The organism is Motilibacter rhizosphaerae, from assembly GCF_004216915.1.
Classification (GTDB): Bacteria; Actinomycetota; Actinomycetes; order Motilibacterales; family Motilibacteraceae; genus Motilibacter; species Motilibacter rhizosphaerae.
In genome coordinates this window covers 416,556-438,521 of the sequence record NZ_SGXD01000002.1, presented here as the reverse complement: position 1 = coordinate 438,521, position 21,966 = coordinate 416,556, and the positions used below count along the sequence as shown (strand labels likewise).

At 75.9% G+C, this 21,966-nt stretch carries 19 protein-coding genes; 16 read left to right on the top strand and 3 right to left on the bottom strand.

Translation table 11 applies throughout. The features are described 5' to 3' along the window. The first annotated feature begins 80 nt into the window (after window positions 1-80). The 6 genes from EV189_RS07580 (at window position 81) to EV189_RS07555 (ending at window position 4,932) form a co-directional block, all read left to right on the top strand. Complete coding sequence (locus tag EV189_RS07580; RefSeq protein ID WP_130492320.1) at window positions 81-896, top strand: C1 family peptidase; 816 nt, start codon at window positions 81-83, stop codon at window positions 894-896. A 2-nt stretch (window positions 897-898) separates the two neighbouring features. Next, on the top strand, window positions 899-1,183 hold the full coding sequence (locus EV189_RS07575; RefSeq protein ID WP_165400185.1) for a protease inhibitor I42 family protein: 285 nt from the start codon (window positions 899-901) through the stop codon (window positions 1,181-1,183). Window positions 1,184-1,224: 41 nt separating this feature from the next. Continuing rightward, complete coding sequence (locus EV189_RS07570) at window positions 1,225-2,427, top strand: AI-2E family transporter (RefSeq protein ID WP_165400184.1); 1,203 nt, start codon at window positions 1,225-1,227, stop codon at window positions 2,425-2,427. 50 nt (window positions 2,428-2,477) lie between these two features. Next, on the top strand, window positions 2,478-3,518 hold the full coding sequence (locus tag EV189_RS07565) for a M4 family metallopeptidase (protein WP_130492318.1): 1,041 nt from the start codon (window positions 2,478-2,480) through the stop codon (window positions 3,516-3,518). Window positions 3,519-3,524: 6 nt separating this feature from the next. Then, a complete protein-coding gene (locus EV189_RS07560; RefSeq protein ID WP_130492317.1) occupies window positions 3,525-3,857 on the top strand; it encodes a protealysin inhibitor emfourin in 333 nt (110 codons plus the stop codon). A gap of 88 nt (window positions 3,858-3,945) precedes the next feature. Beyond that, entirely contained in the window at window positions 3,946-4,932 is a 987-nt protein-coding gene (locus EV189_RS07555; RefSeq protein WP_130492316.1) for an acetylxylan esterase, read from the top strand. Between the two features lie 191 nt (window positions 4,933-5,123). Here EV189_RS07555 and EV189_RS07550 read toward each other — a convergent pair whose 3' ends face one another. Next, on the bottom strand, window positions 5,124-6,767 hold the full coding sequence (locus EV189_RS07550; RefSeq protein WP_130492315.1) for a RecQ family ATP-dependent DNA helicase: 1,644 nt from the start codon (window positions 6,765-6,767) through the stop codon (window positions 5,124-5,126). Window positions 6,768-6,903: 136 nt separating this feature from the next. On the opposite strand from EV189_RS07550, the gene EV189_RS07545 reads away from it, so the two are divergent. The 5 genes from EV189_RS07545 (at window position 6,904) to EV189_RS07525 (ending at window position 15,053) form a co-directional block, all read left to right on the top strand. Next, entirely contained in the window at window positions 6,904-7,851 is a 948-nt protein-coding gene (locus EV189_RS07545; protein WP_130492314.1) for a GGDEF domain-containing protein, read from the top strand. Window positions 7,852-7,915: 64 nt separating this feature from the next. Beyond that, window positions 7,916-10,762 carry a leucine--tRNA ligase gene (leuS, locus tag EV189_RS07540; RefSeq protein WP_130492313.1) on the top strand — a complete coding sequence of 949 codons (2,847 nt, stop codon included), beginning with the start codon at window positions 7,916-7,918 and terminating at the stop codon, window positions 10,760-10,762. A 4-nt stretch (window positions 10,763-10,766) separates the two neighbouring features. Further along, complete coding sequence (locus tag EV189_RS07535) at window positions 10,767-11,639, top strand: DegV family protein (RefSeq protein WP_165400183.1); 873 nt, start codon at window positions 10,767-10,769, stop codon at window positions 11,637-11,639. Window positions 11,640-11,745: 106 nt separating this feature from the next. Then, window positions 11,746-12,705, top strand: coding sequence for a helix-hairpin-helix domain-containing protein (locus EV189_RS07530; RefSeq protein WP_231116168.1), 960 nt, complete (start codon window positions 11,746-11,748; stop codon window positions 12,703-12,705). Then, the gene (locus tag EV189_RS07525) at window positions 12,702-15,053 is read left to right on the top strand and encodes a ComEC/Rec2 family competence protein (RefSeq protein WP_130492311.1); all 2,352 of its coding nucleotides are present in this window, start codon (window positions 12,702-12,704) and stop codon (window positions 15,051-15,053) included. The genes EV189_RS07530 and EV189_RS07525 overlap by 4 nt, the downstream gene beginning before the upstream one ends. A 110-nt stretch (window positions 15,054-15,163) precedes the next feature. Here EV189_RS07525 and EV189_RS07520 read toward each other — a convergent pair whose 3' ends face one another. After that, window positions 15,164-15,571, bottom strand: coding sequence for a PPOX class F420-dependent oxidoreductase (locus tag EV189_RS07520; protein ID WP_130492310.1), 408 nt, complete (start codon window positions 15,569-15,571; stop codon window positions 15,164-15,166). 120 nt (window positions 15,572-15,691) lie between these two features. Between EV189_RS07520 and holA the strand changes: the two genes are divergently transcribed. Next, window positions 15,692-16,645 carry a DNA polymerase III subunit delta gene (gene holA, locus EV189_RS07515; RefSeq protein ID WP_130492309.1) on the top strand — a complete coding sequence of 318 codons (954 nt, stop codon included), beginning with the start codon at window positions 15,692-15,694 and terminating at the stop codon, window positions 16,643-16,645. Between the two features lie 70 nt (window positions 16,646-16,715). Here the strand turns inward: holA and rpsT are convergent, their stop codons facing one another. After that, window positions 16,716-16,982: a 30S ribosomal protein S20 gene (rpsT, locus tag EV189_RS07510; protein ID WP_130492308.1), complete on the bottom strand. Its 267-nt coding sequence runs from the start codon at window positions 16,980-16,982 to the stop codon at window positions 16,716-16,718. 198 nt (window positions 16,983-17,180) lie between these two features. Here rpsT and lepA point away from each other — a divergent pair, with 198 nt between their 5' ends. From lepA to EV189_RS07490, 4 genes are all read left to right on the top strand, one after another. Next, window positions 17,181-19,040, top strand: coding sequence for a translation elongation factor 4 (gene lepA, locus EV189_RS07505; RefSeq protein WP_130492307.1), 1,860 nt, complete (start codon window positions 17,181-17,183; stop codon window positions 19,038-19,040). A 255-nt stretch (window positions 19,041-19,295) separates the two neighbouring features. Beyond that, window positions 19,296-19,940 carry an MOSC domain-containing protein gene (locus tag EV189_RS07500; protein ID WP_130492306.1) on the top strand — a complete coding sequence of 215 codons (645 nt, stop codon included), beginning with the start codon at window positions 19,296-19,298 and terminating at the stop codon, window positions 19,938-19,940. Between the two features lie 9 nt (window positions 19,941-19,949). Next, window positions 19,950-20,774 (top strand): S-methyl-5'-thioadenosine phosphorylase, encoded by an 825-nt coding sequence (locus EV189_RS07495; RefSeq protein WP_130492305.1) that lies wholly within the window; start codon window positions 19,950-19,952, stop codon window positions 20,772-20,774. Between the two features lie 95 nt (window positions 20,775-20,869). Next, entirely contained in the window at window positions 20,870-21,952 is a 1,083-nt protein-coding gene (locus EV189_RS07490) for a glycosyltransferase (protein ID WP_130492304.1), read from the top strand. Window positions 21,953-21,966: the final 14 nt, after the last annotated feature.

Sequence of the window (21,966 nt, the reverse complement as noted above, 5' to 3'; positions counted from 1 at the left end):
CCGAGCGTGACTGCCCTCCGCGTACGCGCCTAGCGTCGAGCAGGCGCACACGGGGTGCGCCGTTCCCGGAGGAGAGCTCGATGGCCGAGACCCCTGCGCGCCGCACCGCGCGCTACGGATGGGTGCCGGACCTTCCCGACCAGCGCGACCAGCTGTACGCGGCGCGCCCCCAGACCCTGCGGGCGCTGCCGCCGAAGGTCGACCTGCGCGACGACTGCCCGAAGACGGTCTACGACCAGGGGCGCATCGGCAGCTGCACGGCCAACGCGATCGCCGCGGCGTACGAGTTCGACCTGCTCAAGCAGGGCTCGATCGACATGATGCCGTCGCGGCTGTTCATCTACTACGGCGAGCGCGCCATCGAGGGCAGCGTCCACTCCGACTCCGGCGCGCAGATCCGCGACGGCATCAAGGTCGTCAACAAGCTCGGCGTCTGCTCCGAGGACGAGTGGCCCTACGACGACACGCCGCCCGACTACGACGGAGGCCCCTTCCCCGCTGGTGCGCGGGCCGGGCAGAAGCCGAGCGCTGCGGCGTACGCGTCGGCGCGGCACCACAGGGCGAAGGGCTACCACCGCGTGGTGCGGGCGCTCTCGCAGTTCAAGGCGTGCCTCGCCGACGGCTACCCCTTCGTCCTCGGCTTCACGGTCTACGAGAGCTTCGAGAGCGACGCGGTGGCGCAGACCGGTGAGATGCCGATGCCGAGCACCTCCGAGCACGTCCTCGGCGGCCACGCCGTCCTGGCGGTGGGCTACGACGACAGCACCCAGCGCTTCCACGTGCGCAACTCCTGGGGGCCGGGCTGGGGCGACGGCGGGTACTTCACGATGCCGTACGCGTACCTCACGACCCCGGACCTGTCCTCGGACTTCTGGACGATCAGGACCGTGGCCTGAGGGTGGGGGAGGTCCGTACCGCCCGGGTCGGCGAGCAGGTCGCGCTCGCCGTCCCGGAGCGGCGCACCGGCGGCTACCGGTGGGTCGTGCGCAGCGAGCCGGAGGGCGCGCTGGAGGTGGTCGCCGACGACTGGGAGCCGCCGGAGGGGGACGCGCCGGGAGCGGTGGGGACGCGGCGGCTGGCCGTCCGCGTCGCGGCACCGGGGCGGCTGCTCGGCGTGCGCGCGCGCTCCTGGGAGGCGGCCTCCGGCGAGGGCACGGTCCTGCTCGAGGTGCGCGTGGCCTGAGCGGGTGCGTCGGCCTGGTCAGCGCAGGGCACGATGATCACGTGAGCTCTGACTCGGACGACGAGGTCGCCCGCGACCTGCCCCAGGGGGAGGACCCCCGGCCGGGGGCTGCCGACGCCTCGATCGAGGACAAGGAGCGGGCGGCCCACCGCTCCGCGCCGCCCCCTCCGAAGCCGCTGAAGGTCCGCGACGGGTGGCCGACGCGGCGGATCTTCTCCGCCGCCTGCACGGTGGCGGCGGGGTTCTTCCTCGTCTACTTCTTCGCGACCCTGCTCAAGGCCGTGACCTCCGAGCTGATGCTCGTCGTGCTGTCGGGCGTCATCGCGGCGGGGCTCGACCCCGTCGTCGCCCTGCTCACCCGGCGCGGCCTCAAGCGCCAGTGGTCGGTCGCGCTCGTGGCCACCGTCTTCATCCTCGCGGTCGTGGGCTTCTTCGCCGCGATCGTGCCGCCGATCGTCGACCAGACCGGGCAGCTGGTGAAGGCGGCCCCGGACATCAGCAAGGAGCTGCAGGACCGGAGCACGCTCATCGGCCGGCTCAACACGCAGTACCACCTGCTCGACACCGTCACGTCCCGGCTGGGCTCGTCCTCGGGCTCGACCGCGGGCAGCAGCGGGTCCGGGCTGCCGGTCGGCGGCATCCTCAACGTGAGCGCGGCGATCTTCGGCACCCTCGTCTCGAGCCTGACGGTGCTCGTGCTGACGATCTACTTCCTCGCCAACATGCCCGGCATGCGGCGGGCGGTCTACCGCACGATCCCGGCGAGCCGGCGCGAGCGCGCGGTGCTGCTGGGCGACGAGATCTTCGCGCGGGTGGGCGGCTACGTGCTCGGCAACATCGTCACCTCCGTCATCGCCGGCGTGGGGACGATGGTGTTCCTCGAGATCGCGGGCGTGCCGTACGCCGGGGCGCTCGGTCTGCTCGTCGCGGTGCTCGACCTCATCCCCATCGTCGGCTCGACGATCGGCGGCACGCTGGTCACGCTGGTCGCGCTCACCGTGTCGCTGCCGGTCGCCGTCGCCAGTCTCGTCTTCTACGTCGTCTACCGCCTGCTCGAGGACTACCTGCTGACGCCCCGCGTCATGAACCGCACCGTGCACGTCCCGCCGGTGCTGACGATCGTCGCGCTGCTGCTGGGTGGTGCGCTGTTCGGGATCGAGGGCGCCTTCCTCGCCATCCCGGTCGCGGCGGCGACCGAGCTCGTCATCAGCGAGGTGGTCTGGCCCAAGCTCGACTCGGTGTGAGGGCGCGTGCGTCCCGCGTGACTGTCGGTGGAGGGGGGCAGGCTGGGGCCATGCGCTGCTCGATCATCCCGCCCTACCTCCTCCGCGCCGTCGCCGAGGCCGGCCCCGAGCCCGCCCGCAGCCGCGCGCGGGAGACCCTCCTCGTCGACGCGGAGGTGCGCCGGCTGCGCGAGGACGCGCGCGCCCCCGGCTGGGCCGCAGGCGCAGGGGAGGCCGTCGCCGCGCTCGCGCCGAAGCGCACGGTCTCCGACGCGCACCACGGCCAGCCGCCGGGCACCGTCGTGCGCCACGAGGGCGGGCCGGCCACCGGGGACGGCGCCGCGGACCGGGCCTACGACGGGCTCGGTGCGACCTACGGCTTCTACGCGCAGGTCTACTCCCGCGACTCCCTCGACGGGCGCGGGATGCCGCTGCGCGCGTCGGTGCACGTCCAGCGGGGCTGGGACAACGCCGAGTGGGACGGCGAGCGGATGCTCTTCGGCGACGGGGACGGTGAGGTGTTCGGCGACTTCACCTCCTCGCTCGACGTGATCGGGCACGAGCTGACCCACGGGGTGACGCAGTACGAGGCCGCCTTCGACTACCAGGGCCAGTCCGGCGCGCTCAACGAGTCGATGTCCGACGTGTTCGGCAGCTGCGTCAAGCAGTGGTCGCTGCAGCAGACCGCCGAGCAGGCCGACTGGCTCATCGGCGAGGAGCTCCTGCTGCCCGGCGTGCACGGTGTCGCGCTGCGCTCGATGAAGGCTCCGGGGACGGCCTACGACGACCCGCGGCTCGGCGGCAAGGACCCGCAGCCGGCGAACATGCGCGACTACGTCGAGACCTCGGAGGACGAGGGCGGGGTCCACCTCAACTCCGGCATCCCCAACCACGCGTTCTACCTCGCCGCGACGGCGATCGGCGGCTCGAGCGGGGAGGGCGCGGGCCGGGTCTGGTACGCCGCGCTGCGCGACCGCACGCTGACCCCGCAGGCGGACTTCGCCGCGTTCGCCGCCGCCACCCTGCGAGCGGCGCAGGCCGTCGGCGGGTCGGCGCCGGGCGCGGTGCGTGCGGCGTGGACTGCGGTCGGCGTCGAGCCGACCGGGAGCTGAGCGGGGATGACCGACGGCACTGGAGCCGGCACTGAGGGCGGCACCGACGCGCTCGCGGTGACCGTGCGGCGCACCGGGGGCTTCGCCGGCGTCGCGCGCGCCTGGACGCTCTCGCTCGGCGACGTCGACGAGGAGCTCGGCGGCCGCCTCCGCGCGCTCGCGGGCGAGGCCGTCGCGGCCCCGCCGCCCCCCGCGCCCCCGCGCGCCGACGGGTTCCGCTGGTCGGTGGTGCTGCACTCACCGGGGGGCGACTCCGCCCTGGAGGCCCCCGAGTCCGCCCTCCCTCCCGCCCTCGCCGAGCTGGTCGGCCTCGTGCGCGAGCACGGCGCCGCGCCCTGACGCGACGGCCCGACCCCCGCCCGTCTCCGGGGGAGCGCTCCCTAGACTGCGCGGGCACCGCCGACCCACCGCGAAGGAGCGCTGACGCATGGCCTGGTACGACCTGCCGCTGGAGCAGCTGCGGACCCACCGCACCGCGACGCAGGCCCCTGCCGACCTCGACGCGTTCTGGTCCCGCGTCCTCGCCGCGACCGAGGCCGCAGCACGCCCCACCACGCTGGAGCGGTGGAAGCCCGGGGTCTACGGGCCGACGCCGGTGTGGGACGTCGAGTTCTCGGGCGGGCGCGGCGACCGCATCCGCGCCTGGTACCTCCGCCCCGCGGGCGTCGCGGAGGACGAGCCGCTGCCCGTCGTCGTCACCTCGATCGGCTACGGCGGCGGGCGCAGCGTCCCCGCGGACCACCTCGCTCTGCCGGCGCTGGGCTTCGCCTCGCTCGTCATGGACACCCGCGGGCAGGGCGCGCGCTGGGCGGTCGGCTCCACGGGCGACGGCCCTGACCTCGGCCCCGAGCTCTCCACCGTCATGTCGCGGGGCATCACCGACCCCGAGCAGTACTACTACACGCGGCTCTACTGCGACGTGGCCCGGGCCGTCGACGTCGCGGCCCGCGACCTGCCCGGCGTGGACTCCGCGCGCATCGGGGTCACCGGCGGCAGCCAGGGCGGCGCGCTCTCGCTCGCGGCCGCCGCCCTGCGCCCCGGCCTGGTGCGCGCCGTCGCCGCCGACGTGCCCTTCCTCTGCGACATCTCCCGCGCGATCCGCATCACCGACAGCAACCCCTACAAGGAGGTCGGCGACTTCCTCGCCCAGCACGTCGACCTCGTCGAGACCGCGGAGCGCACCCTCGCGTACGTCGACAACGCCGTGCTCGCCCCGCGGATCACCGCACCCGTGCACATGACGGTCGGTCTCATGGACGACATCTGCCCGCCGTCGACGGTCTTCGCGGCCTTCAACGCGCTCGAGGTCGAGGACAGGTCGATCGTCGTCAACCAGTTCGGCGGACACAGCCCCAGCCACGTGCACGACGAGCTCAAGCTGCGCTTCCTGCGCGAGCGGCTCGGCCTGGCGTGAGACGGTGCGCCACCGAGGGGTGACGCAGCCCACACCGCCGCTCTACGCTTGTCCTGACGGGCCAGCGACGAGCAGCGGGAGGCGACGATGACCGGGTCCTCGTGCCGCGGCGGAGCCGTGCTGGCCGTGATCACGGCCGCCCGTGCCGCCGAGGCGCTCGGCGCGCCCGACGTGCCGGCGCCGCGCCCCGCTCAGCCGGCCTCCTCCACCGCCTCGAGCAGGCCGTGCGACTCGACGGCGTCGAGACCGAGCACCTTGTAGCCCTCGGTCTCGAACAGCACGACCACCCGGTCGTCCTCGTAGCGCATCACCACGCCGGTGCCGAAGCTCGGGTGCGCCACCGTGCCTTGCAGCGCGTACGGCGCGTCCTCCGGCACCTCTCCCTCGACGCTCGCGCTGGACCCGGACAGGCAGTTGTCGCAGTTGCCGCAGGGCCCGGGCGCCTCCTCGCCGAAGTAGCCGAGGACGAACTGGCGCCGGCAGCCGGCGGTCTCGGCGTACCCGCGCACCATCTCGACGCGCGAGCGCTCCAGCCGCTGCTGCGCCTCGCTCGCCGCGACCGCGGCGTCGGCCAGCTCCTCGGGCCCGGCGTCCGGCTGCTGCTCGGCGGCCTCCTCGAGCGCGGAGAGCAGCCGCGGCAGCTTGCGCGGCCCGAAGCCGGTGCGCTCGCGCATCTCCTCCTCGCCGACGCCGCCGGCGCGCAGCCTGGCCACGCCGACGAGCTCGTCGCGCTTGAGCACGCCCGAGGCGAAGAAGCGCCGCAGGCCCAGGTCCTCCGGGCGGTAGAAGAGGACGGCCTCGCTCGGCTCGCCGTCCCGGCCTGCGCGGCCCACCTCCTGGTAGTACTCGTCCAGCGAGCCGGGGACGGCGGCGTGCACGACGCTGCGGACGTCCGGCTTGTCGATGCCCATGCCGAAGGCGCTCGTCGCGACGACGACGTCGAGCCCGCCGTCGAGGAACCGCGTGTGCACGTCCTCGCGCAGCGACCTGCGCAGGCCCGCGTGGTACGCCGCGGATCGCAGGCCGAGCTCCTCCAGCGAGCCCGTCACCTCCTCGGCGTCGCGGCGGGTCGCGACGTAGACGATCTGCGGCTTCGGGCTCGCCGCCGCGCGGAGGAGCACCTGCTCGCGCTGCTCGCCGCCGTCCTGCGGGCGCACCACCTCGAGCCGGATGTTCTCCCGGGCGAACCCCTGGACCAGCACGAACGGGTCGCGCAGGCCGAGCCGCTCGACGATGTCGTCGCGGACCGGGGGAGCGGCCGTCGCCGTCAGCGCGATGACCGGCGGGCCCCCGAGCGCCTCGAGGTACGCGCCGAGGCGCAGGTAGTCCGGGCGGAAGTCGTGGCCCCACGAGGAGATGCAGTGGGCCTCGTCGACGGCCACGAGCGACGGGGCCAGGGCGCGCACCTCCTCGAGCACCTCGTCGTTGCCCAGCTGCTCGGGGGCGAGGAAGAGGAACTCGGCCCGCCCCTCGCGCACGTCGGCGAGGACCTCCGCGCGCTCGCGGACGCCGAGGTCGGAGTTGAGCACCGCCCCGCGGACCGTACGGGTCGCGCCCTCGTGCGCGCCGAGCCCCTCGGCCTGGTCGCGCTGGAGCGCGAGCAGCGGGGAGACGACGAGCGTGGGCCCGGGCAGGTGCAGCCCCGGCAGCTGGTACGTCGCGGACTTGCCCGCCCCCGTCGGCATCACGACCAGGGCGTCGCGCCCGGCGAGCACCGCCGCCACCGCCTCGCCCTGGCCGGGGCGCAGCTCCTCCCACCCGAAGACCTCCCGGGCGGTCTGCAGCACCTCCGGAGGGACGGCCGGGGCGGTGCGGGCGGTGGGGGGCTTCGTCACTGCACCGAGTTGCCCCCGGCCCCTGGTCGGCAACCGCCCTGTGACGGACCCGGCACCGGGCGGTGGGGGGAGACCCGCCTGGCCGTCATCCGGCTGGGGCCTTCAGTTTCGGGCGCGGACGGTCGATGATGGCCGCGTGAGCGTGCTGTGGATGGACGAGTGGGCCCGGCTGCGGGCGCGCCTGGCGCGTACCCCCGGCGGGCTCGTCACCTGGGCTGCGCTGGTGCTCGGGGTCGTCGCGCTGGCCGCCCTCGTGACGGCGGTCGCCGCCGCGACGACAGCACCGCTGGCCGTGGTCCCCGTCGCCCTGGCGGGCACGGCGGCCCTGTCGCTGCCGCAGCGGGAGCGCCTCGTGGCGCTCGGCGCCGCGGCGGCCACCCTGCTGGTGGGCTGCGTCGTCGTCGCCCTGCGCGGGCAGGGCAGCGTCGCCGGGCCGCTGTGGCTGGTGCTCGGCTGGCTGCTCGCCGCGGGCGTCGCCGAGGCGGTGGCGGTCCGCGTGCGCTCGCTGCGGCTCGCCCTCGAAGCAGCGCGCGCCGCGGTCGACGCGGTCAGCGTGCGCGACCCGCTGACCGGGGTCGCCAACCACCACGGGCTCGAGCTCGTCGGCAAGCAGATCGTCGAGACCGCCCGCCGGCAGGGTGACGCGGTCTACTGCACGTTCGTGGAGATCGGCGGGCTCGCCGAGGCGCGCGCCGCGCACGGCGCGGACGCGGTCTCCGACGTGCTCGTCGCGCTCGCCGAGGCGCTGCGCGCGGTGACGCGGACGACCGACGTCGTCGCCCGCTGGCAGGACCAGGTCTTCTGCACCGTCGGCCAGGGTGCCGGCGTCGAGCCCACGGAGCTCGAGCGGCGCATCCGCCGCCGCCTCGGCGCCGACGAGACCCTCGACCGTGCCGTGTGGTCCGGCCGCATCACCGTCGGCGGCGCCATGCTGCCGCCGTGGGACTCCGGCACGCTCGAGACGCTGCTCGTCCGCGCCGCCGAGGAGCTGCGCGCGCGCTCGATCCAGCGCCGCCCCACCGCCGGCGAGTCCGCCGTGCCCCAGCCGTCCGACGACACGCACTCCTCGTCCGACACCCCCTGACCGCCCGCTCGGCCCCCCTGCCGCCGGGAGGGCCGCTGCGCCGCCGACGGTAGGCTTGCCCGTCATGACGACGGCCAGCGCAGACCCCCGTGTGGACGACGACGCCGCTCCGGCGCACCGCTACACGGCCGCGCTCGCCGGCGACCTGGAGCGCCGCTGGCAGGAGCGCTGGACGGCGGAGGGGACCTTCGAGGCGCCCAACCCCGTCGGCGCCCTCGCGGGCCCGGTCGACGACCGCCCGAAGCGCTTCGTCATGGACATGTTCCCGTACCCCTCGGGCTCGGGCATCCACGTCGGGCACCCGCTGGGCTACATCGCGACGGACGTGTTCGCGCGCTACTCGCGCATGACGGGCTACAACGTCCTGCACACGCTCGGCTTCGACGCGTTCGGCCTGCCCGCCGAGCAGTACGCCGTGCAGACGGGCCAGCACCCCCGCGTCACCACCGAGGGCAACATCGCGACGATGCGCGTGCAGCTCGGGCGGCTCGGTCTGGGCCACGACGCGCGGCGCTCGATCTCGACGATCGACCCGGACTACTACCGCTGGACCCAGTGGATCTTCCTGCAGGTCCACGCCTCCTGGTACGACCGCGAGGCTGGCCGTGCCCGCCCCATCGCCGAGCTCGAAGCCGCGTACGCCTCGGGGGAGCGGCCCACCCCCGACGGCCGTGCGTGGAGCGAGCTCACCGGTGACGAGCGGGCCGAGCTGCTCGACCAGGAGCGACTGGCCTACCGCTCGAACGCGCCGGTCAACTGGTGCCCGGGCCTCGGCACCGTCCTCGCCAACGAGGAGGTCACCGCCGACGGGCGCAGCGAGCGCGGCAACTTCCCCGTGTTCAAGCGCAACCTGCGCCAGTGGATGATGCGCATCACGGCGTACGCCGACCGGCTGGTCGACGACCTCGACCGGCTCGACTGGCCCGAGCCCGTGAAGCTCATGCAGCGCAACTGGATCGGCCGCTCGAACGGTGCGCATGTCGACTTCTCGCTGTCCGCCAGCGCTTCCTCGGTGCGCGTCTTCACCACGCGCCCGGACACGCTGTTCGGCGCCACCTACGTCGTCCTCGCCCCCGAGCACGAGCTCGTCGACACCATCACGGCCGCCGCGTGGCCGGAGGGCGTCGACGAGCGCTGGACCGGCGGAGCCGCCACGCCCGCCGAGGCCGTAGAAGCCTACCGGGCCCGCGCCGCGGCGAAGTCCGAGGAGGAGCGCACCGCCGACTCGCGCGAGAAGACCGGCGTCTTCACCGGCGCGTACGCCGTGAACCCGCTGTCGGGCAAGGAGATCCCGGTCTTCATCGCCGACTACGTGCTGGCGGGCTACGGCACTGGCGCCATCATGGCCGTGCCCGCGGAGGACCAGCGCGACTGGGACTTCGCGCAGGCGTTCGGCCTCCCCGTGGTCCGCACCGTGCAGCCGCCGGAGGGCTTCGCCGACGACTCCGCCTACACCGGCGACGGCGCGACGATCAACTCCGGCTTCCTCGACGGGCTGGGCCGGACCGAGGCCAAGGCCGCCGCCATCGCCCGGCTCGAGGAGCTCGGCGCCGGGTCGGGCACCACGACGTACAAGCTGCGGGACTGGCTGTTCAGCCGCCAGCGCTACTGGGGCGAGCCCTTCCCGGTGGTCTACGACGAGGACGGCCGTGTCGTGCCGCTGCCCGAGTCGATGCTGCCGGTGACGCTGCCCGAGGTGTCGGACTACTCGCCGCGGACCTTCGACCCCGACGACGCGCAGAGCGACCCCGAGGCGCCGCTCGGGCGCAACCCCGAGTGGGTCGAGGTCACCCTCGACCTCGGCGACGGGCCGAAGAAGTACCGGCGCGACACCAACACCATGCCCAACTGGGCGGGCTCGTGCTGGTACCACCTGCGCTACATCGACCCCGTCGACGAGCAGCGCCTGGTGGAGCCCGAGAACGAGCGCTACTGGATGGGCCCCCGTGCCGAGGGCGCGACGGGCGGGGTCGACCTCTACGTCGGCGGCGTCGAGCACGCCGTGCTCCACCTGCTGTACAGCAGGTTCTGGCACAAGGTGCTGCACGACCTGGGCTACGTCTCGAGCTCCGAGCCGTACCACAAGCTCTTCAACCAGGGCTACATCCAGGCCTACGCCTACACCGACGCGCGCGGGGTCTACGTCCCCGCCGCCGAGGTCGAGGAGGCCGACGGCGGCTGGACCTGGCAGGGCGAGCCGGTGCAGCGCGAGTACGGCAAGATGGGCAAGTCGCTGAAGAACAGCGTGACGCCGGACGAGATGGCCGCGGAGTACGGCGCGGACACCCTGCGCCTCTACGAGATGAGCATGGGCCCGCTCGAGGTGTCGCGCCCGTGGGAGACGCGCGCGGTCGTCGGCTCCTTCCGCTTCCTGCAGCGGCTCTGGCGCAATGTCGTCTCCGAGGAGACCGGCGAGCTGGTCGTCGGCGACGTCGAGCCCGACACCGAGCTTCTCCGCGTGCTGCACCGCACGATCGAGGGCGTGCGCGCGGACTTCGAGGCGCTGCGCTTCAACACCGCGGTCGCGAAGCTCATCGAGCTGAACAACGCGGTGACCAAGCGCGGAGGGACCCCGCCGCGCTCCGTGGTCGAGCCGCTCGTGCTGCTGCTCGCGCCGCTCGCCCCCCACGTCGCCGAGGAGCTGTGGTCCCGCCTCGGGCACGCAGGATCGCTTGCGCACGAGCCCTTCCCGGTGGCCGACCCCGCGCTGCTCGCTGAGGAGACGGTCGTGTGCGTGGTGCAGGTCGCGGGCAAGGTGCGCGACCGGCTCGACGTCGCCCCGGACATCGGCGAGGACGCGCTGCGCGAGCTGGCGCTCGCCTCCGAGGGGGTCCGGCGCTCGCTCGGGGAGCGGGGGATCCGTACGGTCATCGTGCGCGCGCCCAAGCTCGTCAACATCGTCCCTGCCTGAGCCGGTGCGCACCGTCGCGCTGGTCACGGACGGCACCGCGACGCTCCCGGCCCTGCTCGGCGGTGTGCCGGAGGGCTGGCTGACGACGGTGCCGGTGACGCTCGTCGTCGACGGCTCGCCCTCCGAGCTCGACGCCGACCGGCTGCCGGAGCTGCTGCAGGGCAAGCACTCCGTCAGCACGGCCGCGCCGTCGCCGCGCGCGCTGCGCACCGCGTACGCCGCGGCCGCAGCGCTGGGCGCCGAGGCGGTCGTCTCCGTGCACCTGCCGGAGTCGCTGTCGAGCACCGTGCTCGCCGCGCGGCAGGGCGCGGAGGACGCGTCCGTGCCGGTGCACGTGCTCGACGCCGGCACGGTGGGCCTGCCGCTCGGCTGGTCGGTCGCCGCCGGGGTCGCGGCCGCCGCTGCCGGGCTCGACGCGGAGGCGGTGGCGCGGACGGTCCTGCGGGTCGCGGGGGAGACGCGGCTCGCCTTCGTCGTGCCGAGCCTCGAGCACCTGCGCCGCGGCGGACGGATCACGACCGGCCAGGCGGTCGCCGGCACGGCGCTCGCGGTGCGCCCGGTCCTGCACGTCACCGGTGGCCGGGTGGAGCTGCTCGAGCGCGTCCGCACCACGGCCCGCGCCCGCGAGCGGATGGTGCACCGGGCCCTCGGGCACGCGGCCCTGCTCCGCGGCCGCGGTCGCGAGGTCGTGGCGGGGGTCCAGCACCTGGGAGCCCAGTCGGCGGCGGAGGAGCTCGCCGCCGAGCTGCGGGCCGGTGGCCTGCGCCCGGAGGTCCGGGAGATCGGGCCCGTGGTGGGCGCCCACGCCGGCCCCGGCGTCCTCGGCGTGGCCGTGGGCGGCCTGCCTCGCGAGCTGCTCGACCAGCTGCCCGGCTGACCGCGGCGCGTCCGTCCACAGGGAGTGGCTGCGCGCCGGGGAGAGCTTGTCCCCAGGGGGACGTCGCCGTACGCGGCGGCGCGCCCCGCTGCCTAGCGTCGCGGTCGTGGCGCCCCCCTCCGCCAGGCACTCCTGGTCCTCCTGGTCCGACGACTCCCCGCCCGGCGGCCCGAGCACCGACCGGGGTCCCGCGGTCCGCCGGCTGCGGGCGCTGACGCTGCCTGTCGCGACCCTCGGGCCGGACGTGCCGGTCCAGGAGGGGCGGCCCTGGGTCCCCGACGACGGGACGGGCTGGCTCGCGGAGGAGCCGGCGGACCCGTCCCCGGTCGACGGCGGCCTCCCGGTGCCCGCGCCGGCGCCGCCGCGAGCGGCGGGGGGCGCGCTGCTCGCCCGGCACCGGGCCGAGACCGCGATGTCGCGCCCCGCGCTGCTCGCGTGCGCCGCCCTCGCGGCTGCGGCGGCCCTGGGCGTCGCCCTGGCCTGGCTGCTCCAGCGCCCGCACGCCGAGCTCGCCCCTCCTGCTGCTGCGGCGGCCGCCCGCCCGTCGAGCAGCGCGGCCGTGGTCACCGGCACCGGTGCCGCGGCACCCCCGTCGGCCGCGGCTGCGGAGGTCGTCGTGGACGTGGAGGGACGCGTCCGCCGTGCGGGGGTGGTGCGGCTGCCGGCCGGCTCGCGGGTCACCGACGCCGTCGAGCTCGCCGGGGGTGCCGCCCCGCGCGCGGACCTCCGCCAGCTCGACCTCGCCCGTCCGCTCGTCGACGGCGAGCAGCTGGTGGTCCCGGCGGTGGGGGAGGTGCTCGCGCCGAGCGCGGCGCAGCCGCCGCCGGCGGCCGGGGGCACCGCCGCTGGGAGCGCGACGGGCACGGGTGCGGGCGGTCTGCTCGACCTCAACGCCGCCACGGCGGGGGACCTCGACGGCCTGCCCGGCGTCGGCCCCGTGCTGGCGCAGCGCATCCTCGACTGGCGCACCGCCCACGGGCGCTTCAGCAGCGTCGACGAGCTGCGCGAGGTCGGCGGGATCGGGGACGCCCGGCTCGCCGACCTGCGCAAGCGGGTCCGGGTGTGACGGGCGCTGCACCGGCGCGTCCCGCCGCGAGCGCTCCTCACGCGGAGCCGGCCGACCTGCGCCTCGTGCTGCCGGCGCTGGGCGCGTGGGCCGGTGCCTGGTGCGGCCTCGTCGGGGCGGCGCGGCTGGTCGTGGCGGCGGTGGTCCTGCTCCTCCTGCTGGCCGGTGCGGTCGTCCTCCGTCCCGGGCCACGGGCCAGGGTCGTCGGCGCGGTCGCCCTCGCCGGGGCGCTCGGGCTGGGCGTGGGACTGGCCCGCGCCGCTCCGCTGCGCGCGGGCCCGGTGCACGCCCTCGCGGCGGTCGGCGCGAGCGCGACCGCGGACGTCGTCGTCACCGGCGACCCCGTGGTCCTCGCCGCACGCCCGCGCCCGGGCCGGCCCGACCAGGGGATGGTGGCGCTCCCGGTGCGGGTCGAGGCCGTCACCGCACGCGGTACGCGGTGGCGCGTCCGCCTCCCCGCCGAGCTGCTGGCCCGCGACTCCCGGTGGGCCGCCCTGCTGCCCAGCCAGCACGTCGTCGCGCACGGCCGCCTCACCGCCGCCGAGCCGGGCTCGGGGGCCGCGGCGACCCTCGTGGTCGCGGGCGCTCCGGACCACGTGCGGCCGCCCTCGCTGCTGCAGCGCGGGGCGGGGAGCCTGCGCGCCGGCCTGCGCCGGGCGGTGGCGGGGCTGCCGAGCGGGCCGCGCGGCCTGCTCCCGGGGCTCGTCGACGGCGACACCGGCCTGCTGCCCGACGCCGTGCGGGCGGAGTTCCGGACGGCGGGGCTGACCCACCTGGTGGCCGTGTCCGGGGCCAACGTCGCGTTCGTCGTGGGGGCGGCCCTGCTGCTCGGCCGCTGGGCCGGCGTCCGCGGCCGCTGGCTCCCCGCGCTGGGGCTGCTCGCGCTCGCCGGGTTCGTCGTCCTCGCGCGCCCGCAGCCGAGCGTGCTGCGCGCGGCGGCGATGGGCGTCGTCGCGCTGCTCGGCACGGCGGCGGGCAGGCCGACGGCGCCGCTCCCGGCGCTCGCCGCCGCGGTGCTCGTCCTCGTCGTCGGCGACCCCTGGCAGGCCCGCTCCTACGGCTTCGCGCTCTCGGTCCTGGCGACGGCCGCGCTGCTCCTGCTCGCGCCCCCGCTCACGGCGGCGCTGCGGCGGCGCGGGCTCCCGCTCCCGGCGGCGCAGGCGCTCGCGGTGCCGGTCGCGGCGCACCTCGCGACCGTGCCCGTGGTCGTGCTGCTCTCGGGGCAGGTCAGCCTCGTGGCGGTCCCGGCGAACCTCCTCGTCGCCCCGCTCGTCGCCCCCGCCACGCTGCTCGGCGTCGCCGCGGCCCTGGTGGCACCGCTCTGCCTGCCGGTCGCCCGGGTGCTCGCCCTGCTGGGCGCCGTGCCGGCCGGGCTGGTCGTGCTCGTCGCGGCGGTGGCGAGCCGGCTCCCCGGCGGGGCCGTGCCGTGGCCCTCCGGCGTGCCGGCGGCGCTCGGGCTGGCCGTGCTCGTCGCCCTCGGCTGGTGGGCCGGGCCGCGGGTGCTCGCGCGCCCCGTCGTCGTGCCCGCCCTGGCCGCGGTCCTCGCCCTGCTGGCGCTGCGGCTGTCCGCGCCGCACTGGCCGCCTGAGGGCTGGGTCGTCGTGGCCTGCGACGTCGGGCAGGGGGACGGCCTCGTGCTCTCGACCAGCGAGCCCGGGACCGCGGTCGTCGTGGACACGGGTCCCGACCCCGCTGCGGCCGACCGCTGCCTGCGCACGCTCGGGGTGCACCGGGTCGCCCTGCTCGTCCTCACCCACGACCACGCCGACCACGTGGAGGGCCTGCCGGGTGCGCTGCGCGGTCGCAGCGTCGGCACGCTGCTCGTCAGCCCGCTCGCCGAGCCGCCGGGGGAGGCGCGCCGGGTCGCGGGCTGGGTCGCCGCCCGCGGCATCGAGCCCGTCGTCGCCGTCCCGGGGACGACCTGGACCTGGTCGGGCGGCAGCGCGGAGGTCCTCGCGCCCGCGTCGGTCACCGCCGGCGAGGACCCGAACGACGCCAGCGTCGTGCTGCTCGTGCGCAGCGCCGGTCTGCGCATCCTGCTGACCGGCGACGTCACGCCGGTCTCGCAGGCCGCGCTCCACCTCGGCTCGCCGCCGTTGGACTCGGGCGTGGACGTGCTGAAGGTGCCGCACCACGGCTCGGTCCACCAGGACCCCGGGTTCCTCACCGGCCTGCGCCCGCGGGTCGCGCTCGTCTCCGTGGGCAAGAGCAACGACTACGGCCACCCGGCGCCGGCCACGCTGGACCTGCTGCGCGGGGCGGGGGCGGTCGTCGGGCGGACCGACGACGACGGCGACCTCGCCGTGCTCGCGACGCCCGCGGGCCCCGCCCTGGTGCGCCGCCGGTGAGGGCCAGCCGCGGGGCGTCAGCCGTCGAGCCCAGCCGGTGGGCGTCAGCGGGTGCGCGTCCGCGGTTGCGCGTCAGTCGGCGACCCCCACCGGCGGTCGTAGGGCGGGTCTCAGCCGCGCGCCGCGACCCTGCCCCAGCCGTGCACGTGCTCGACCTCGATCCACGCGCTCACCCGGCGCCGCTCGCGGTTCGGGTACGCCCCGCCGCCGTAGTGCCGGGACAGCCGGTCGATGTCCGCGAGGTCCTCGTCGTCGCGCCACTCGACGACCCGGCCCTGCACGCTGACGTGGGTGTACCAGTCGCCCTCGGCGAGCGCGGTCAGCGAGACGCGCGGGTCCTGGCGCAGCCACTCGAGCCGGCGCCGGCCCTCGTCCATGTTGACGAGGATGCGGTCGCCGTCGAGCAGGTACCACGTCGCGACCGAGACGGGGGAGCCGTCCGGGCGGACGGTGGCGATGACGGCGGGGTTCGGGCGCGCGAGCAGCTCGCGGACCTCGGCGGACAGGGGCTCGGGCACGCGGCGCTCCTGGGGGTCGGCGGGGGTGGGCAGGGCGCTCGGACGGGCGCCCGCCGGCCGCGAGTCTGCCACGCACGCCGGTGCCCCTGAACGTCCCCGCCGCCGCGTACGCTCCCTGCCGTGACCGCCCCTCCGCTCACGCTCGTCACCGGCCCCGAGGAGCTCCTCGTCGAGCGGGCCGTCGTCGAGGTGCGTGAGGCGGCGCGCGCCGCCGACCCGGCCGCGGAGCTGGTCGAGCTCGCCGCCGCGGAGCTGGTGGGCGGGGTGCTGGCGCAGGCCACGAGCCCGTCGCTGTTCGGGGAGTCGCGGGTCGTCGTCGTCCGCGGGCTCGAGGAGGCGGGGGAGAGCGCGGTCGCGGAGGTGCTCGGCGCGCTCGCCGCGCCCGCCGACGACGTGGCCCTCGTCCTGCTGCACCGCGGCGGGAACCGCGGCCGCAAGGTCCTCGACGCGGCGAAGGCGGCCGGCGCCCGCGTCGTCGCCTGCGACGAGGTCAAGAAGCGCAGCGACAAGCTGGCCTTCGTGGGAGCCGAGTTCCGGCGCGCCGGGAAGGGCCGCAAGCTCGACCCCGACGCGGCAGAGGCGCTGCTCGACGCGGTCGGGGGCGACCTGCGCTCGCTCGCGGCGGCCTGCAGCCAGCTGGCCAGCGACGTCGAGGGTCCGGGCACGCTCGAGGCGGTCCGCCGCTACTACGAGGGCCGCGCCGAGGTCAGCGGCTTCGTGGTCGCCGACGCGGTCGTGGAGGGGCGCACCGGCGACGCGCTCGTCGCGCTGCGCTGGGCGCTGCAGACCGGCACCGACCCCGTCCCCCTCACCGCCGCCCTCGCCGGCGCGCTGCGCACGGTCGCCAAGGTCGCCTCCGCCGGTCGCGCCGCCCGCGCCGCCGACATCGGCGTCCCGCCGTGGAAGCTCGACGTCGTGCGCCGCCAGGCCCGCGGCTGGACCGAGCAGGGCCTCGCCGAGGCGATCGCCGTCATCGCCGCCACCGACGTCGAGGTCAAGGGCGGGGGAGCCGACCCGGCGTACGCCGTGGAGCGGGCCGTCGTCACCGCGAGCCGGCTGCGCGGCGAGCGCTAGCCGGCCTCCGCGGAGACGCCGACGGGGCCGCCCTCCCGGAGGAGGACGGCCCCGTGCGGAGCGGACTGCGTCAGGCGCTGGGCGAGCCGGCGCGCTTGGCGATCGCCGACTTGCGGTTGGCTGCCTGGTTCTTGTGGATGACGCCCTTGCTGGCGGCCTTGTCGAGGGCGCGCGTCGCAGCGGCGGCGAGCGCGGCGGCCTCGGTGGCGTTGCCCGCGTCCGAGGCCTCGCGGAACTTGCGGATCGCCGTCTTGAGCGACGACTTGACCGCCTTGTTGCGAAGGCGGGCGGCCTCGTTCTGCCGGTTGCGCTTGATCTGGGACTTGATGTTGGCCACGGAGCAGTGCCTCGCCGGTGTCGAGCTGGACGTCTGGAGGTGCGGCGCGGCGCATGGTGCTGCCGTGACGCGACGCACCAGGTTAGCAGGAGGCCGCGGATCCGCCAAAGCCGCGCATCCCGTCCGCCACCGGGGCGCCCGCCCTCGCGCGTGCGACCATGGAGGCCCGCGACCCGTACCGGAAGGCTGTCCCCGCCCGTGCCCCCTGCTCCTGCCCGCTCCGGTGACGCCCCCCAGCCGAGCCGGACCGACCCGGCGGTGATCCGGAACTTCTGCATCATCGCCCACATCGACCACGGCAAGTCGACGCTGGCCGACCGGATGCTGCAGGTGACCGGTGTCGTGGACGACCGCTCGATGCGGGCGCAGTACCTCGACCGCATGGACATCGAGCGCGAGCGCGGCATCACGATCAAGTCGCAGGCGGTGCGGCTGCCGTTCCGCAGCGGGGACGGCACGACCTACGTGCTCAACCTCATCGACACCCCGGGGCACGTCGACTTCACCTACGAGGTCTCCCGCTCGCTCGCGGCGTGCGAGGGCTGCATCCTGCTGGTCGACGCCGCGCAGGGCATCGAGGCCCAGACGCTCGCGAACCTCTACCTCGCGCTGGAGAACGACCTCCACATCATCCCGGTCCTCAACAAGATCGACCTGCCCGCCGCCCAGCCGGAGAAGTACGCCGCGGAGCTCGCGCACATCATCGGCTGCGACCCCTCCGACGTGCTCCGCGTGAGCGCGAAGACGGGCGAGGGCGTGGCGGAGCTGCTCGAGGAGGTCGTCCGCCAGGTGCCGGCACCGGTCGGCGACCCGGACGGCCCGGCGCGCGCGCTCATCTTCGACTCGGTCTACGACTCCTACCGCGGCGTGGTGACCTACGTCCGCGTCATCGACGGCACGCTCAGCCGGCGCGAGCGCATCCTCATGCTCTCGACCAAGGCGACCCACGAGATGCTCGAGGTCGGCGTCATCTCGCCCGAGCCGGTCCCCGGCGACGGTCTCGGCGTCGGTGAGGTGGGCTACCTCATCACCGGGGTGAAGGACGTCCGGCAGAGCAAGGTCGGTGACACGGTCACGCTCAACGCCCGGCCGGCGACCGAGATGCTCGGGGGCTACAAGGACCCGCGGCCCATGGTGTTCTCCGGGCTCTACCCCATGGACGGCGACGACTACCCGGACCTGCGCGACGCCCTGGAGAAGCTCCAGCTCAACGACGCCGCCCTCGTATGGGAGCCGGAGACGTCCGCGGCGCTGGGCTTCGGCTTCCGCTGCGGCTTCCTCGGGCTGCTCCACCTCGAGATCGTGCGCGAGCGGCTCGAGCGCGAGTTCAAGCTCGACCTCATCTCCACCGCGCCCAACGTGGTCTACCGGGTGGTGATGGAGGACGGCACCGAGCACACCGTCACCAACCCCAGCGAGTTCCCCGGCGGCAAGATCGCCGAGGTCGACGAGCCGATGGTGCGCGCGACCGTGCTCAGCCCGACCGAGTTCGTCGGCCCGATCATGGAGCTCTGCCAGAACCGCCGCGGCAGCCTGCTCGGCATGGACTACCTGTCCGAGGACCGCGTCGAGCTGAAGTACACGATGCCGATGGCGGAGATCGCGTTCGACTTCTTCGACGCGCTCAAGTCCCGGACCCGCGGGTACGCCTCGCTGGACTACGAGCCCGTCGGCGAGCAGTCCGCCGACCTCGTCAAGGTCGACATCCTGCTGCAGGGCGAGACGGTCGACGCGTTCAGCGCCATCGTCCACAAGGACAAGGCCTACGCGTACGGCGTCGACATGACCAAGAAGCTGCGCGAGCTCATCCCGCGCCAGCAGTTCGAGGTGCCGATCCAGGCCGCCGTCGGAGCGCGGGTCATCGCGCGCGAGAACATCCGCGCCATCCGCAAGGACGTCCTCGCCAAGTGCTACGGCGGTGACATCACCCGCAAGCGCAAGCTGCTGGAGAAGCAGAAGGAGGGCAAGAAGCGGATGAAGATGGTCGGCCGGGTGGAGGTCCCCCAGGAGGCCTTCATCGCCGCGCTCTCCACCGACGCCGCCCCCGCGAAGAAGTAGGCCGCACCTCCCCGCTGTCGTACGGTCACATCCGCGCGACCGCGCGGTGACCTGCGGTGATGCCGCACGACCGAAGGGGCGGCACGCACGGGAAATCTGCCCTGTGGAGCGCTCTCTCCACTACGGTCGTGGAGAAGGGCTCGGGTCGTCCCGCTCCCCGTCCGAGATGTCCTGAGAAGGGCGATCGGGAGGGCCGGAGGCACGGGCACCACCCGGCAGCGCAGCACGGGACGGAACCGGAGGGGGGCGACGAGCATGGACGGTACGGGCATCCCCGGCCAGCGCCGGCACACCGCCACGATCGTCAGCGTCAACACCTCCGGGGGCAGCGAGCTCCCCGCGGTCGGCGCCACCGGCATCGACAAGCGCCCCGTCCCGGGCGCGGTCGAGGTCGCCGAGCTCGGGCTCGCCGGCGACGTCCAGGTCGACGCCAGGAACCACGGCGGGGCGGACAAGGCGGTCTACGCCTACGCGTTCGAGTCGCTCGCCGCCTGGGAGGCGCAGCTCGGCCGCTCGCTCTGGCCGGGCGCCTTCGGCGAGAACCTCACGACCGTCGGGCTCGACGTCGACGGCGCGCTGGTCGGCGAGACCTGGCGCGTGGGCACCGCCCTGCTCGAGGTCCGCGGTCCGCGCATCCCCTGCCGCAAGCTCTCCGTCCACCTCGAGCGCCCCGAGCTCCAGCGCGAGTTCCTCGCGGCGCGCCGGCCGGGGGCGTACCTCGCGGTCGTCCGCCCGGGGACGGTCACCGCGGGCGACGCCGTCGAGGTCGTCTGGCGCCCGAGCGGCGCGCCGAGCGTGGCCGAGGTCTTCGCGGCCCGGACCGGCGGGCGGCGGACGTCGGCGCTGCGCGCCATGCCCTCGCAGCGCGTCCTCGACGTCCCCGTCTCCGCCGCTCGCTAGCCTGCGGCGGTGACCGCAGCCGCTGAGCAGACCGCGCCCGTCGGAGTCGTCGGGGGGTCCGGCCTCTACGACCTGCTCGACGACGCCCGCGAGGTGAGCGTCACCACGCCGTACGGGCCGCCCAGCGACGTCCTCACCGTCGGCCTGGTCGGCGGTCGCGAGGTCGTCTTCGTGCCGCGCCACGGGCGCGGCCACCGCTTCCCGCCGCACCGCGTCAACTACCGGGCCAACCTCTGGGCGCTCCGGTCGCTGGGCGTGCGGCAGGTGCTCGCGCCGAGCGCCGTCGGCTCGCTGCGCGCCGACCTGCCGGCGGGCACGGTCGTGCTGCCCGACCAGGTCGTCGACCGCACCTGGGGCCGGGCGCACACCTTCAGCGACACCGACGACGGGGTCGTGCACGTGGGCTTCGCCGACCCGTACTGCCCGGTGCTGCGCAGCGGCGTCCAGCAGGGCGCGGCGGCCGTCGGGGAGGACGTGGTCCCGAGCGGCACGCTCGTCGTCGTCAACGGGCCGCGCTTCTCCAGCCGCGCGGAGTCGCGCTGGCACGCCGCGCTCGGCGGCAGCGTCGTCGGGATGACGGGCATGCCGGAGGCCTCCCTCGCCCGCGAGCTCGGGCTCTGCTACGCCTGCATCGCCCTCGTCACCGACCTCGACGCGGGCGTCGAGGGCGACGCGGGCGTGACGCACCAGGAGGTCCTCGCGGTGATGGCCGGCAACGTCGCGCGCGTCCGCGTGCTCCTCGCGGCGACCGTGCCCGTGCTGCCGGCGCAGCAGCAGGGCTGCGGCTGCGCCGCCGCGCTCGAGGGGCAGCACGTGCCCTACGACCTGCCCTGAGGCCGCTTGACCTGCGACGCGATCTCCACCGGGTGTTGGCCGGGCGGACACGCCGCGGACGGCCTGCTGGCAACCGGCGCAGGCGACCCTGCGGGATGCGCATCCTCCACCTCGCGACGCCGGAGCAGGGACCCGGCGCCCGGTCGCTGCTCCACGCCCTCTGCGAGGGGTACGCGACGGCGGGCCACGAGGTCGTCGTCCTGCCGCCCGGGCCCACGGCTCGCCCGGCCGGCCGTCGCCCCCACGGCTCACCCGCCGCAGCGGTGCGCGGCACGCTGCTGGCCGAGCTCGAGCGGGTGCAGCCCGACCGCGTGGAGGTGGCCGACCCCCGACTGGGCTGGGTCGGCGCGTGGGCCGGGACGGCCGGTGTGGGGTCGCTGGTCCTCGCGCCCCCACCGCCCCGCGGCGGGGCACCGGCGACGGCGGCCCCGGCCTCCCCGGCGCGGGCCGCCGAGCGCCGGGCCCTCGCGCTGGCGGCGTCCTTCGGTGCGGTCGTGTGCCCGACGAGCACGGCGGCCGAGCGCTTCACCCGGCTCGGCGTCGCGAACGCGCGGTGGGTGCCGCGCGGGACCGACCTCGCGACGTTCGTCCCGTGCCGCCGCGACGAGGAGCTGCGGGCCGGCCTGGCCCAGGGCGCGCGCGTCCTCGTCGCCGCCTCGGACGCGGTGGGCCAGGGAGAGCGGCCCGATCTGCTCCCGGCCGCGCTGCGGCGGCTGCGGGCGTGCGGGGTCGACGCGCGGCTCGTCGTGCTCGGCGCCCGCCCCGGCGGCACCCTGCGCCAGGCCGCGCGCGGGCTGCCGGTGACCCTGCTCGGGCCGCTGCCGGACCGGGGTGAGCTCGCAGCGGTGCTCGCGAGCGTCGACGTCGTCGTCGCGCCGGGCGCGGAGGACGTCCGCGCCGTCGACGTGCTCGCCGCGCTCGCCTGCGGCACGCCCGTCGTCGCGCCCGCCGGCAGCGCGGCGGCCGAGGTGGTGACGGACGCGTCCGGGGTGGTCGTGCCGCGTACGCCGGCGGGGCTCGCGGTCGGAGTGCTCGAGGCGCTCGAGCTGCGGGCGCACGGCCCCGGCGGGCCGCGGGCGCGGGCCGAGGAGTTCCCCTGGTCGCGCACCGTCAGCTCGATGCTCGCGCTGCACGCGCCGCCCGCGCCCGCGAGCCCGGCCGCCGCTGTCGCAGCCTGAACCCGACCTGAGCA